The organism is Oceanospirillum maris DSM 6286 (assembly GCF_000422865.1).
In the GTDB taxonomy this organism is placed as follows: domain Bacteria; phylum Pseudomonadota; class Gammaproteobacteria; order Pseudomonadales; family Halomonadaceae; genus Oceanospirillum; species Oceanospirillum maris.
The window spans coordinates 82,927-96,525 of the sequence record NZ_AUGW01000003.1; the positions used below are offsets into that span (position 1 = coordinate 82,927).

At 45.4% G+C, this 13,599-nt stretch carries 13 protein-coding genes; 8 read left to right on the top strand and 5 right to left on the bottom strand.

The window, feature by feature from the left end; all coding sequences use genetic code 11:
* Positions 1-78: 78 nt before the first annotated feature.
* Complete coding sequence (locus G517_RS0100360; protein WP_028302738.1) at positions 79-651, top strand: glutathione S-transferase family protein; 573 nt, start codon at positions 79-81, stop codon at positions 649-651.
* Between the two features lie 36 nt (positions 652-687).
* Here G517_RS0100360 and G517_RS0100365 read toward each other — a convergent pair whose 3' ends face one another.
* Positions 688-1,602 (bottom strand): DMT family transporter, encoded by a 915-nt coding sequence (locus G517_RS0100365; protein ID WP_051205769.1) that lies wholly within the window; start codon positions 1,600-1,602, stop codon positions 688-690.
* A gap of 159 nt (positions 1,603-1,761) precedes the next feature.
* Between G517_RS0100365 and G517_RS0100370 the strand changes: the two genes are divergently transcribed.
* Complete coding sequence (locus G517_RS0100370; protein WP_028302740.1) at positions 1,762-2,322, top strand: PhnA domain-containing protein; 561 nt, start codon at positions 1,762-1,764, stop codon at positions 2,320-2,322.
* Positions 2,323-2,447: 125 nt separating this feature from the next.
* Here the strand turns inward: G517_RS0100370 and G517_RS0100375 are convergent, their stop codons facing one another.
* Both G517_RS0100375 and G517_RS0100380 read right to left on the bottom strand, forming a co-directional pair.
* Positions 2,448-4,403 (bottom strand): HAMP domain-containing methyl-accepting chemotaxis protein, encoded by a 1,956-nt coding sequence (locus G517_RS0100375; RefSeq protein ID WP_028302741.1) that lies wholly within the window; start codon positions 4,401-4,403, stop codon positions 2,448-2,450.
* 316 nt (positions 4,404-4,719) lie between these two features.
* Complete coding sequence (locus G517_RS0100380; protein WP_036589965.1) at positions 4,720-5,349, bottom strand: glutathione S-transferase family protein; 630 nt, start codon at positions 5,347-5,349, stop codon at positions 4,720-4,722.
* Between the two features lie 92 nt (positions 5,350-5,441).
* Between G517_RS0100380 and G517_RS0100385 the strand changes: the two genes are divergently transcribed.
* A complete protein-coding gene (locus G517_RS0100385; RefSeq protein ID WP_051205771.1) occupies positions 5,442-6,041 on the top strand; it encodes a TetR/AcrR family transcriptional regulator in 600 nt (199 codons plus the stop codon).
* A gap of 186 nt (positions 6,042-6,227) precedes the next feature.
* Positions 6,228-6,560, top strand: a complete 333-nt coding sequence (locus G517_RS0100390; protein ID WP_028302744.1) for a DMT family transporter — start codon at positions 6,228-6,230, stop codon at positions 6,558-6,560.
* Between the two features lie 76 nt (positions 6,561-6,636).
* On the opposite strand, the gene G517_RS17160 is transcribed toward G517_RS0100390, so the two are convergent.
* A complete protein-coding gene (locus G517_RS17160) occupies positions 6,637-8,940 on the bottom strand; it encodes a YgiQ family radical SAM protein (protein ID WP_084631987.1) in 2,304 nt (767 codons plus the stop codon).
* 474 nt (positions 8,941-9,414) lie between these two features.
* Between G517_RS17160 and G517_RS0100400 the strand changes: the two genes are divergently transcribed.
* The 4 genes from G517_RS0100400 to tyrS all read left to right on the top strand — a co-directional run bounded on the left by G517_RS0100400 (position 9,415) and on the right by tyrS (position 13,129).
* A complete protein-coding gene (locus G517_RS0100400; RefSeq protein WP_425413762.1) occupies positions 9,415-10,026 on the top strand; it encodes a TerD family protein in 612 nt (203 codons plus the stop codon).
* Between the two features lie 37 nt (positions 10,027-10,063).
* Positions 10,064-10,675, top strand: coding sequence for a LysE family translocator (locus G517_RS0100405; RefSeq protein WP_028302746.1), 612 nt, complete (start codon positions 10,064-10,066; stop codon positions 10,673-10,675).
* A gap of 266 nt (positions 10,676-10,941) precedes the next feature.
* Entirely contained in the window at positions 10,942-11,745 is an 804-nt protein-coding gene (locus G517_RS0100410) for a response regulator transcription factor (RefSeq protein WP_028302747.1), read from the top strand.
* 127 nt (positions 11,746-11,872) lie between these two features.
* Positions 11,873-13,129, top strand: a complete 1,257-nt coding sequence (gene tyrS, locus G517_RS0100415) for a tyrosine--tRNA ligase (RefSeq protein WP_028302748.1) — start codon at positions 11,873-11,875, stop codon at positions 13,127-13,129.
* Positions 13,130-13,185: 56 nt separating this feature from the next.
* Here the strand turns inward: tyrS and G517_RS0100420 are convergent, their stop codons facing one another.
* Complete coding sequence (locus G517_RS0100420; protein ID WP_028302749.1) at positions 13,186-13,473, bottom strand: cupin domain-containing protein; 288 nt, start codon at positions 13,471-13,473, stop codon at positions 13,186-13,188.
* Positions 13,474-13,599: the final 126 nt, after the last annotated feature.

Sequence of the window (13,599 nt, forward strand, 5' to 3'; positions counted from 1 at the left end):
CCAAGTGACAAAAACAATGATGCTAAATTGATCTGCTTTTTAGATGATCGACAGCTTAGCGATGTAGGAGTTAACTAAATGAAACTGGTTGGATCACACCCATCCCCTTATGTACGCCGATTGCGATTATGGCTAGACGGCCATCAGTACGAATTTCTTCCGTTAGATATATACAGCGAAGCAGGACGCGCAGAACTGGAAACGTACACCCCTGCGATGAAAGTTCCCATGCTGGTGGATGAGGAGCACTCGATTTATGACTCCAGGGTTATTCAGCGCTATTTAAATCAGACTCTGAAAAAAGAAACTCTGAGCTGGGAAGAAGAAAACTTGATGTCGTTGGTCGACAGCCTGCAGGAATCTTTTATTATTCTTTTGATGAACAAGCGTAGCGGTGTTGATATCGAACAAAGTGGCTTTATGGTTGATCTACAAAGAGAGCGTATCAGCCGAACAATGCCTGTATTAGAACAGGCAACCAAAGATGGTGACTTTAGTCGGTGGGGTTATCCCGCTATCTGCTTGTTTACACTACTTGACTGGATTCAATTTCGTGAACTGTTTAGCCTTGAAGGCTACCCCGCTCTGGCCGCGTTCCATTTGGCACAGCTAGGTAAGCCTCTTGTGCAGGAAACAGATCCAAGAAAATAGCTAATGTTATAGCGAGATAAAGCAGTACATTGCAGATTAATTTTTTGCAGGTGCTGTTTTTTTTCGACGGAACAGTAGGACAATCAACTTCCAGCGGTTGATTAGCATCGCGCTAAAGATAAGAGCACACCCCATAAACTGCAGCCCAGACATGGTTTCATTCAGCCAAATACTGGCAAAAATAGCCGCCCAGATCGGCTCTAATGTCATAATAATCGCCGCATGACTGGCAGGGGCCATACCTTGAGCCTTTGTTTGAAATAGAAAACGTCCGCTAGTTGCGATAATGCCACTTGCGAGGATCCAGCCCCATATTGAAAGGTCAAAAGACCACTGCCATTCTTCAATAGCAAGGGACACCGCAAAGGCCATGACCGTTGTAATAACCATCTGAATAGTGGTTAAAGGCAGTGCAGGAATAGCCGCTGCAAAGCGACTATTCAGCACAAAGAAAAGAGCAAAGAGCAAGGCGGCCACCAAGTAAGAAACCTCTCCCCAACCAAAATGGAAGCTGGCATCCAAAGATAAACAGGCCAACCCCGCAACCACTACCGGCATAGAATACCAAAGGCTTTTACTCGCTTTTTCACCAAAAAATAACGTTACGATAGGCACTAGAACAGCGCCTAAACTCGTAAGAAATGCCCCCACACCCACATGATTACCGTAATAAAGCCCTAAAATCCAGAAGGTCATCGCCATCGCGAAAATCATTCCCACAAGAATACTTTTCTTAAGTTCCTCTTTGGTTAAGCGTCTTAATGCCCCTGTTCCCATGCCGCCAAGAAATAAGCTGGCGATAAAAAAGCGTATCGATAGAAAGAGTACGGGAGAAAATGCCACCATCGCATTTTTAGAGAAAATCCATCCTGCACCAGCTAGCAATGTGACTAAAACTAAGAGTAGATCCGCCTGGGTGTGACGGGAAAGTGATGCCGCTATATTGCGCATGTTGTGTCCTTGTTAAGTCGGTTAAAAAACCAAACTCTTGCAGTATTTGAATAGAAAAAGCGGTGACACCCTGATTTTTCAGTAATTTTTATAGGGTTGTTCTGATTTTTATACGTAAAAAAGGCATAATAGCGCCTTCCACCGACTGGGAACATAGAAATGAGTATTGAACAAGCATTGATGGAGCGTAGTGGCTCTAAATGTGAGCTTTGCAGCTCAGAAGACAATCTGGCTGTATTTGAAGTGCCGCCTGTAGAAGCGCACTCCGATAAGTGCATTCTGGCATGCGGTACTTGCCGTGATCAGATCGAAAGCGAAGAGCTAGATCAGAATCACTGGCGCTGTTTGAACGATAGCATGTGGAGCACCACGCCTGTTGTACAGGTTGTTGCTTGGCGTATGCTAACCCGTCTGAATTCTGAGCCTTGGGCCCAGGATCTTCTGGATATGATGTATCTGGATGAAGAGATGGAAAAGTGGGCTCGCGCAGGCTTGCCAGCGGATGATGCTGTCGCCACACGGGACAGTAATGGTGCAGTGCTTGCCGCTGGCGACACGGTTACCCTAATCAAAGATCTTGATGTAAAAGGCACAGGTTTTACGGCTAAGCGTGGTACTGCAGTTCGTGGTATCTCTTTAACCGATAACCCAGAGCATATCGAAGGCCGTGTAAACGGTGTTCGTATTGTTATTTTGACTAAATTTGTCAAGAAAGCTTAATGTTTTCTGCGACAGACAGGTCATAATAAAAGCCTGTTACCTGTTATAAGAACGAAGAACGGCGGTAGCGTTAATACGCTACCGCCGTTTTTTTATTTATAGCAACGAGTTACCCTTTAACTAGACTAGACCTTAAAACCAGACATCAAGCGGCCAAGATTATCCGCCATAGAGGCAACTTGTTTACTGGATGTTTCAGCTTCAGACACACTCAGCGTGGCTTCTTCCAAAGTATCCGATAGCTCTGTCATATTACGGGCAATCTCATTGGATACTGCAGACTGCTCTTCAACCGCTGCGGCCACATTGCCATTCATGCTGGCAATTTCGACAATAGCCTGATCAATATGGTGTAACGCTTGATCCGTTTCTTGGGAACATTCGACACTTTTTGTGGCTTGGCTGGCACACTCTTCTATCGAAGTTACCGCCCGTGAGGTACGGTCTTGTAGCTCTTGAATAATCGCTTGAATTTCCGTGGTGGAGTCTTGGGTTTTCTGAGCCAGCATCCGCACCTCATCGGCCACAACCGCAAAACCTCGACCTGTCTCTCCGGCTCTGGCCGCTTCAATGGCCGCATTGAGCGCCAATAAGTTCGTTTGCTCTGAGATACTTTGGATGGCCTCAACCACACTGCCAATTTCAATGCTTTTCTGTTCAAGCTCTTGAATATCTGTCATCGAAATCTGTAGTTTCTCAGCTAATAGCTGAATGGACTGCACGGTTAACTCAACGGATGCTCGACCACGGGATGTTTCTTCAAGACCTGTTTCAGCTTTAGTCGCAGAGTCTGTGGCATGCTGAACAACCTCGTGGATGCTCTGACTCATCTCTTCAATAGCCACCACCACCTGATCGGTCATCTGCTTTTGTTGTGCAATCATCTGCGTGTTATGACTGGCGGCATAAGCACCTTGATCCGCACTAACTTCAAGTTGTCGTGTGGTTGAAGTAAGGCCTGCAACCAGCTGTTTTAATTTATCTGACATCTCGCAAACCGAGCGATAGATCCCTGTGTCCTTTGATGTCAGCGGCAGTTGTTTACTCAAATCGCCATTCGCGACCGCAGCCATAATCGCAGCAATCTCTTTAGGCTCACCGCCTACAGGTTTTTGAACGACTTTAAGCATAACCAAAGAGAGCAATATAGCCCCAAAACTTGAGATAACAGCCAGAGTCGTAACGAGAATAACGCTAGATTTAGTCTCTGTTTGAACCTGTGCCCCCAGTTGATCCTGCTGATCTTTAACGGAAAGCTTAACTTGCTCAACTTTCTCTGCCACAACAGGGCCGATGATATTTAGTGTGTTATTAACCAAATCATTGCTCTGTTCAACCGTGCTTTTAATATCTTCAAAGGCCGCAATATAAGCGGCTAAATGTGTTTTAAGCTGGCCAAAAATAATACGGCGCTGAGGGTTCTGTAATTCTGCATCAAGACGGCTAATAGCATGGGGCAAAACATCAACTAACTCTTTTAAAGCTCGTTCTGCATCCTCGCTTTTATTGGTTGTTAAGTATTTAACGGCATAAAGCCTACCCAAAAGTAGGTGCTCTTCAACGGTTGCCGCGTAAAAAGTGGCTTCTGCATCTTGGTCGGTATGGGCAGAATTAATAATGTCGGTTATAGCTTGACGCATAGCTAGACCATTAGGATCGAGCCGCTGACCGACAATATCATGACGTTGATGATACAAGCCGATAAAAGTGTTAAAACCCTTGTCATAATCTTGGATTTCACTTTGAATCTGGCTTATTAAACGTGCTCTTTCTGAGCTAGTGATCTCCTTTTTTGCTTGATCTAAAAACGTATCCGTCGCCTGTTTTCTCTGCTGATATTCATTAATTCTTTTGCTGTCACCCGTGTTGATAAAGCCAAACGCAGCTAAACGCATACTCAGCATATTGGCTTGTACACGACCTGCAAGATTGGAGTCCCTGGCCAGTTCACGATAACCGGTAAAGCCGTCGTAGGTTTTGGTTAAACCTTGATAAGCAACAAGAGAGAGCAGTACGAGTACAGCAATTAAGCTACCAAAAGCAAGGTTGAGCGTTGCTTTTAATGTAAGGTTTTTGAGCATAGAGTCATCTCTTTTATTTTGATATTGAAAGGGCAGGTCCATTGCTCAATTTGAAAATTGGCTTTTGGCTATCATGTTACAGGATATTGTAATTTCATTGGATCACAAAACATATAATAAAATTACATTAATTATACATTATAAATCACATTCCCTATGAGATTAATGATAAGGCATTTTTAATTAATTATAGGGTATTTTTAAATAGAGGGCTTTCGAGGGTTACGGAGGAAATCAATTTGAGAACGTTTAAGGGAAAAGTCAATGGCTGTTCAGGCAGAGCATTAGCCCTGCCGCCCATCGCAATCACCTTGGATCAAGCAAGAATTTCTTGTGCCTTAGGCTGCTGAAGAATTCGGCCAACATAGCGCCGGAGAACACTGTCATCTTTAACCAAGGCTAAACCACCTTTAAGGCCACAAGCGTAGTTGGCTAAAGGCGCGATTAAGGCATCCGCCAGAGTAAAACAATCACCACAGATGTAGTCTTTTCCCTTCAACTGCCCTTCAAGAGTAGCAATCGCTTTTTCCGCCATTGGCTTATTCTGCATCATCCTTTCAATATTGACTGCACCATCGGCACCTGTTGGCACAACAAACTCAATCATATAATGACGAATTAACGCTTGGTCAATCTGAGTGATCGCCATTGAGCACCAAGCATCATGCTCCGCCTGAGCATTAATATCTTCTGGCTGTAGCGGGTTTTCTGGAAATTTGTGATCAAGATACCGACATATCGCAAGTGTCTCCATCAGCGTAACCTCGCCATCGTAAATAACGGGGACTTTACTAAAAGGGTGCAGGCTTGCATGACGATCACTGCCAAACGTAATCTCCTCGCCTTTCAGTGACCAGCCTATTTGAAAGGCCTGAGACTTTTGTGCGCATATCAAGGCAACACTGCGTACAAAGTTACTGTGGGAAGGGCCTAGAATCTCAATCATCGTTATATCCTGTGAAGCGCTGCTTCTGTAGTTGTTCATTTTTATTTGTAAGACCACTCTAAGCAGGCTGACAATATGATCAAGAACATCTTTTGGCTTTATGGCATGATGGTTTATCACATATTACTGAGAATCGCTTTATGCCTTGGGTGCCAGAACATAAAGAGAAAACCCGAAATAAAATACTGCAAAGTGCCGCACGTTTATTTACCCATCAAGGTTTTGACCGGGTTTCGATCAATCAGGTTATGCAGCAGGCAGGTTTAACTCGGGGGGCTTTTTATAAATACTTTTCCTCAAAATCTGAGCTCTATTCCGAAGCCATTATTTATGGTGCAACACAAGCGGCAGGAAAAAGGTTAACAGATGCCATAGGGGTGCAGCAGGTGATTGATCTGTATCTCTCCTCAGAGCACCTTAATTCTAGCCGTGATGTTTGTCCGCTGGCATTTTTGGTATCCGATATTACTCAGCGTGAGCCAATGCAGCAGGAGACTTACAACAAAGTTTTACGTGGATTTATTCGTCTGTTAACGAAGGAATCAGGACAACCAGAAGAACAGGCTATTTTATCCAGTGTACTTATGATTGGCGGTGTAGCCTTAGCCCGCGCAGCAGGAGATAGCGCCTTGTCAGAGCAGATTCTGAGCGCTGCCAAACAAGAGGCTCAGCGACAACTCAAGGCAATCTAGCCCAACAGGCTAGCGGCAGACCATTGCAGCTAAGCGGCAAGAATAGTGGAACAAAACCTTGTCATCTGAGATAAATCCCAGATAGATAAAATATCTCGATTGCCTTTTATCCCACAGCCTATAAGCTACCGCCTGTCGACTCTTTCCATTCTCTTGTTTAAGCATATTATTGATGAAAGGCTATCTATGAAAAGCTGGTTGTTTCTTGCAACGGCCATCGTGGCTGAAGTGATTGCTACCTCCGCTCTAAAGTCTAGCGAAGGTTTTACTAAACTTTGGCCATCGGTCATCGTGGTGATCGGTTATGGTCTTGCTTTCTGGCTGTTATCCATCACCCTTAAAACCATTCCCGTGGGGATCGCCTATGCGGTTTGGGCCGGTGCGGGTGTTGTCTTAGTGGCGCTGATGGGGTGGTTTTTCTTTCAGCAAAAACTGGATGCGATGGGTATTTTAGGTATCGGTCTGATACTGAGCGGCGTGTTCGTTCTGAATGTTTTTTCAAAAAGTAGCGTGCATTAAGCTATTAAAAAGGCAGCCCGTAAGCTGCCTTTTGACTTCTAGGTTGGCTCCATTCAGATAGCGGGCCTAGTGGTTATTACCGGCTGGGCTTTTTGCTGACCTGTTTGGCTTTTTTTCCGCTACTGCTTTTCCCAAAAGGTTTGCCTGTGGGTTTACCGGCGGCCACCGATTTTTTTACCGATACTTTGGTATTTTTCTTAACCGCAGGTTTACTGCTGCCATTAGCGGATTTTACTTGGCCGTTTTTCAATGTTGGTCGATTAGTTGTATGGGACGCGCCGGTCTGCTGACCTGGCCGTGCTTTACGTGGCGAACGAGGATTAACCGGATCTTTATCTTCATTCGGTACCAACTGATTTTTACCATCACCGATAAGGTCTGCACGCCCCATATCTCGTAAGGTTTGACGCAGGGCTGGCCAATTCTTTGAGTCATGATAGCGTAAAAAGCCTTTTTGAGTCCGGCGTTGCTCGTAATCTTTTGCCGTGTATAGCGTTTCACTTTTATAAGTAACCTGCTTCAGCGGGTTCTTATTTGAGTGATACATGGCGGTAGCCAGTGACATCGGCGATGGATAGAAGTTTTGTACCTGATCAGGCCTAAAGTCATTGGTTTTCAACCAAAGTGCAAGGTTGAGCATGTCTTCATCTTCAGAGCCTGGATGGGCGGCAATAAAGTAGGGAATCAGGTACTGTTTCTTACCGGCTTCCTTAGAATACTTATCGAACATGCGTTTAAAGCTGTCGTAAGTTCCCATTCCCGGTTTCATCATCTTGCTGAGAGTGCCCATTTCTGAGTGCTCAGGGGCAATTTTCAGATAACCACCCACGTGATGCGTGACGAGTTCTTTCACGTATTCAGGATCTTCTACCGCTAGGTCATAACGCAAACCCGAGGCGATAGACACCGTATGTACGCCTTTTACTTCGCGGGACTTACGGTACAGCTCCGTTGTAGGGCTGTGATCCGTATTCAGGTTTTTACAGATCGTCGGATAAACACAGGAAAGCTTACGGCACGAAGCCTGAATCTCAGCATCATTACAGTTCAGATGATACATATTAGACGTAGGGCCACCAAGATCAGAAATATGACCCGTAAAAGCAGGCAGCTTGAGTTTAATATCTTCGATCTCGTTAATGATTGATTCTTGAGAACGACTTTGAATAATACGACCTTCATGCTCGGTAATAGAGCAGAACGTACAGCCACCAAAGCAGCCACGCATGATATTGATCGAGAAGCGGATCATTTCATAGGCGGGGATTTTAGCGCCCTTGTATTTTGGATGAGGCACGCGTTGGTAGTTAAAGCCGAATACCTTATCCATCTCTTCAGTTTCAAGAGGAATTGGCGGCGGGTTAACCCAGATCTCTTTCTTGCCGTGCTTCTGAATCAAGGCGCGGGCGTTGTGAGGATTGGCTTCTAGGTGCAATATACGAGAGGCGTGGGCGTATAAAACAGGGTCTTTGTTCACCTTTTCAAAGGATGGCAGACGCACATAGGTTTTACTCGCATCCAGTTTGCCTTGCTTTCCTTTAAGAGGCGCGGGAATAACGCGAATCGGCATAACGTCTGGATCTTCTTCCCCATCCTTACATTTGCTTTCGGGGATGTATTCGTAGGGGCTGGGAATCTGTTCAACCTTACCGGGCCAATCCACACGACTGGAATCGATCTCGGTATAACCCCCTGGCGGCGTGTCACGCACAATAGTGGTACCGCGAATATCCGTTAATTCCGCAAGATCTTTACCTAGCGCCAGCTCATGAGTCAATTCGATAAGCGCACGCTCTGCGTTGCCATAAAGCAGAATATCAGCGGTAGAATCGATCAAAACAGAGCGCCGGACTTCGTTACTCCAGTAATCGTACTGGGCGATGCGCCGTAGACTAGCTTCAATACCGCCAATCACAATAGGTGTATCGGAGTAGGCCCGCTTACACAATTGTGAATACACAATGACCGCCCGATCTGGGCGCTTACCGCCTTCACCATGAGGCGTATAAGCATCATCATTACGAACTTTTAAATCAGCGGTGTAACGGTTAATAAGAGAGTCCATATTACCCGCGGTAACACCAAAATAAAGATTTGGTTTACCCAGTCGCATCATCTCTTTTGGGTTACGCCAGTCAGGTTGGTCGATAATACCAACACGAAAACCCTGTGATTCTAACAGGCGACCTAAAACCGCCATACCAAAGCTGGGGTGATCCACATAAGCATCACCGGTGACGATAATAACGTCACAGCTATCCCAGCCCAGTTGATCCATTTCCTCACGGGTGGTTGGTAAAAAAGGCGCTGTACCAAAGCACTCGGCCCAGTACAAAGGATAGGAAAACAGATCGGGGGCGGTTTTATGTTTACTGCTCATGGCGCTCTTCAGGTTTTACAGTGGGTGACCGTTACAGTGGACGGAGAATAATAGCCCGCGCGCCGCTGATTTATAGTCAGAATCTTTAAACAAAATAGTTCAAAAAAATAGATAGATAGGATGATCGAACCGCGTATTCTCCCAGAAAAACAGTCGGGAATACAGAGCCAAGTCAACTTTCACTGTAAATATTGATAAGTATTCCGTTAACGATCTGAGATAATGGGCAAAGTTGGTTCCATGTGCAGATCCGCAAAAAGCCATAATCACGAAGGTCTGTTCTACAACGTTCAAGCTTTGATGGATGGTTTACGGGGTCTTAATAGATAGTTCACCTATCTTCGGATAGACTGAAATCTGCAAAATCCTCATAATAAAATATTCAAATTAACAGCACTTTATAGCCTATTCGTTGCCTCATAAAGAGCTAACGCTATGAATAACATAGCAATACTATAAACATGAAAAAGGATAATGATTGTGGCAATTAATCTACAGAAAGGCCAGCGCATCAATCTTGAGAAAGATAACGGCTCAAAGCTGAACGATATCTGCATTGGTGTTAACTGGGGCGCCATTGAGAAAAAAGGCTTTTTCGGGGGCAGTAAAAAAGAGGCCGTAGATCTGGATGCTTCCGTTGCGGTATTCGATGCCCAGAAGAAATTGATCTCTCTGGTGTATTTTGGTGAGCTGACCGCTCCTGGTATTCGTCATTCCGGGGATGATCGCACGGGAGATGTTGATGGTGATGACGGCTTAGATAATGAAGTCATTCAGGTAAAACTGAGTGAACTTCCTAAAACGGCAGAGCAAGTTGTGGTCGTTCTAAACAGCTATAAAGGCCACGATTTTAAAGTTATTCCATTTGCCTCCATTCGACTCTACGAAGGAACACCTAGTCGAGTTGATAGTGAGTTTGCTCGTTATGATCTAGCCAATGACGCTACCTTTCATGGTTCTAAAGGGATGATTCTGGGCAAATTCTACCTTAAAGGTGGCGAATGGAAATTCGCAACGATTGGCGCGCCAGTATCAGAGCACCGCCTTGAAGCTCTTGTTCAACGTGTCGTAGCAGAGCAGCTATAAGATACTGAAATACCAAAAGACCGTGTAAGGAAATCTCATGTCATTAATGCTGTGGTTATCGTTATTATTAATCTGCATGTTGGGGGCGATGTCTCCGGGACCAAGTTTAGCGGTGGTGCTACGTCAAACCGTGAGCAATGGTCGCGGGCACGGCATTGCCGCAGGCTGCGCCCATGCTATTGGCGTGGCGGTTTGGGCTGCGGCAACAGTATGGGGTTTGGCCCTACTGGTTAGCCGACATGAACTGATATACACGATGATTACTTGGGCTGGTGCAGCTTACTTAGCATGGTTAGGTTTCAACGCCCTACGCTATGCGGCTACTCCAGATCTTAAAGCAGAAAGTGGCAAGCAAGAGAGCTATGGTCAAGCGGCCCGCTCTGGCTTGTTGATTTCTCTTATGAACCCTAAACTCGCCGTGTTTTTTACGGCACTGTTCTCGCAGTTTGTTTCCGTTGACCAAGGTTTAGAGGCTCAGCTAATCATGGTGCTAACAGCGGCCATTGTTGATGGTCTTTGGTATACCCTAGTGGCTTTGCTGTTCTCTCAGGCGAACCTTTTGGCATGGCTGCGTCGCCATGTAAAACGGATCGAACAACTCACCGGTGTCGTTTTAATCGGCTTAGCGGTTAGGGTGGTTATGCCATAATGTAATCCACCACCATAGTACAATCCACCATAGTACAATCCACCCTATACAAGCCGCCGGAATTATTTTCCGGCGGCTTGTTTCAACAGATCATCCAATAAGGCTTTTCACCCGTAATTTTCAGGACAAAATTACGACTCCCTCGTTAGATGTTACCGCTAGTGTGACTCTTTATTTAGCAACGCGTCGCTTTAGTTCTCTGCCCGCACGGGTAGAAACCGTGGCTGTCGCTACGATTAAGATGATCAACACGAATTAGGAAAAAAATGACCACACCAGCAGAAATAGCCTCCATCGTTGAAGCGCTACATCGCCCGCAGTTTGCCACCGTACTGGCTAATTTTTTGCGTACCAAGTTGACTTGCAGTCACCTGCTTATGCTCGGATGTCGTGATGGCAAGCATCCTATCTACCTGTACGATGCCATAAGCGATAATCGAGACTACCTATTTCAGCGCTATCTAACTGACTCGTATCTGAATGATCCTTTTTATTGCCATGCTCAAAAAGCACTGTCCGGTGATATCTTACGCTTGAAAGACGTCCTTACGGAGCCCGCCCAACAACAGGATTACAAACAGCGTTTTTGCCAGCAAACCGGTTGGTATGACGAGCTGTGCTTCGTAACACGACTGAATCAAAACCGTTGGATTCTGCTTTTTATCGGCCACAGGAATGAAAGCCCAACCCGCTATCAACAGAATGTCGGTACATTAAAAGAGCTTCAACCTTTGCTTTCAGCCCTCATTCACCAACAATGGGCGGACGATCATTTACTGCAATCTGCAGCAGGGGCAGGGATAGAAGGAGAGACAGCAATAGAAAAAGAAGCGTTCAAAAGCGCCTTAAATCAGGCGATGGCCAGCTTTGGTACGGCCTTACTAACCACAAAGGAGCGGGAGATCACCTTGCTAATACTGCAAGGCTACGACAGTCAGGATATTGCCGCGTTACTACAGATCGCCCTTGGCACCGTCAAAAATCACCGTAAGAACATTTATCGCAAACTTAATGTCAGCTCGTTAAGTGCGCTACACCAACTATTTATGACACATCTACTGGCCAGCTAGCGGTTGCTTTACCGCTATTAATGAAATCTATCCCTATAGGGATATCGGCCTTAGGGGCATCAGCACATAAGCTTTCCACCATTGTGATCTAACGGCTAATTGCCGGCATTATACAGAATGGAATGTTATGAGTTTATTTGATGATCTAAACCTACGCGGCCTTATCGCCCAGACCTCTAACGCTGACACCCTAAAAGATTTTTTACAACATCCACAAACCGTTTACTGCGGCTTTGATCCCACCGCGGGTAGTTTGCATATTGGCCACCTAGTACCTCTGTTAATGTTAAAGCGGTTTTACGATGCAGGGCATAATGTGATCGCACTAGTAGGCGGCGCTACCGGTGCCATTGGTGATCCTAGTTTTAAAGCCACAGAACGCACATTAAACACCTTGGACACTGTTGCAGGTTTTGCCGGTGAACTGGAAAGCCAAATAGAACAGCTAATGCGACCGCACTTGGGATGTGAGCTTAAGTTGGTGAATAATAACGACTGGTTTCGTGATATTAATATTATTGCGTTTTTTCGAGATATCGGTAAACACTTCTCGGTGAACGAAATGATGCGGCGTGAATCCGTTAAACAACGTTTAGAGCGCCCCGATGTTGGCATCTCCTTTACTGAATTTAGCTACACCCTGCTGCAGTCTTATGATTTTGTGCGGCTAAACCGTGATCATAGCTGCACACTACAGATTGGTGGCAATGATCAATGGGGCAATATTGTTAGTGGTATCGACCTAACACGGCGTATTAACCAAGCTAAAGTTGATGGCTTAACTCTGCCCTTAATCACCAAAAGCGATGGTACCAAGTTTGGTAAAACGGAGACTGGCACGGTTTGGCTGGATGCTAAAAAAACATCACCGTATAGCTTTTATCAATTCTGGCTGAATATCGCAGACAGCGATGTTTACCCTATGCTGGGTTACTACACTTTTTTAACGCCAGAGCAGATAGCATCGATTAAACAGTGCGATAAAAGCTCTAACCACAAGCCTATTGCGCAACGAATATTAGCTGAACAGATCACCGAATTTGTACACGGCAAGGCCGCATTGCAAAGTGCCCAGCGAATGAGTCAAGCGCTCTTCTCTTCAGATGCAGGCGTGCAAGAACTCACCTTAGAAGAGTTCCAGCAATTAGAATTGGATGGTCTACCTTGTGTTCGTATTGATCCTCATGAAACGGTTGCCAATGTATTGGTTAAAAGCCAGTTCGCCAGCTCCCTTACCAAGGCTCGCGACCTAATCAAAGCAGGAGCCATTCGGATTAACGGTGAACCTGCGGAAGATAAAGCACTAGGGCATTTTTTCGCGTTATTTGATCAGTACTGGTTATTACAACGGGGTAAAAAGCACTTTTATTTATTGAAGAAATAGGCAACCAAACAACCGTTCAGCTAAACACTCTGAACGGTTGCTTTGGAGTCTGTGAGCTACTTCATTTCAACTTCAATTAACACGATATCTTCATCGCTATTGTTTAGCACGTTGTGCTCAACACCAACAGGACGGTAGTAGCATTCACCAGCTTTCATCTCTACAGGCTTAGCACCTTCGCCAGTATCAATATGCAGCACACAGTTCTGCATAGGCACAATCACGTAATCGCGCTCATGACGATGCCACTGGCTTTCACCGCCCGCAGGAAACAACAGGTGGTTGGTGCAGGTGCGTTCGTTATCAATCTGCTGGGTAATTTTTAAAACGGGACGTTCTGACATAAAATTTCCTCACCTTCTCATCATTTATTATGAATCGCCTAATACGTTTAGGCGTGAGTCTTAGCTTATCAGCACGTGCTGATTATTGCGGTTGCGAAATTCTGGCGCTGGGTTTGATTCCAATCA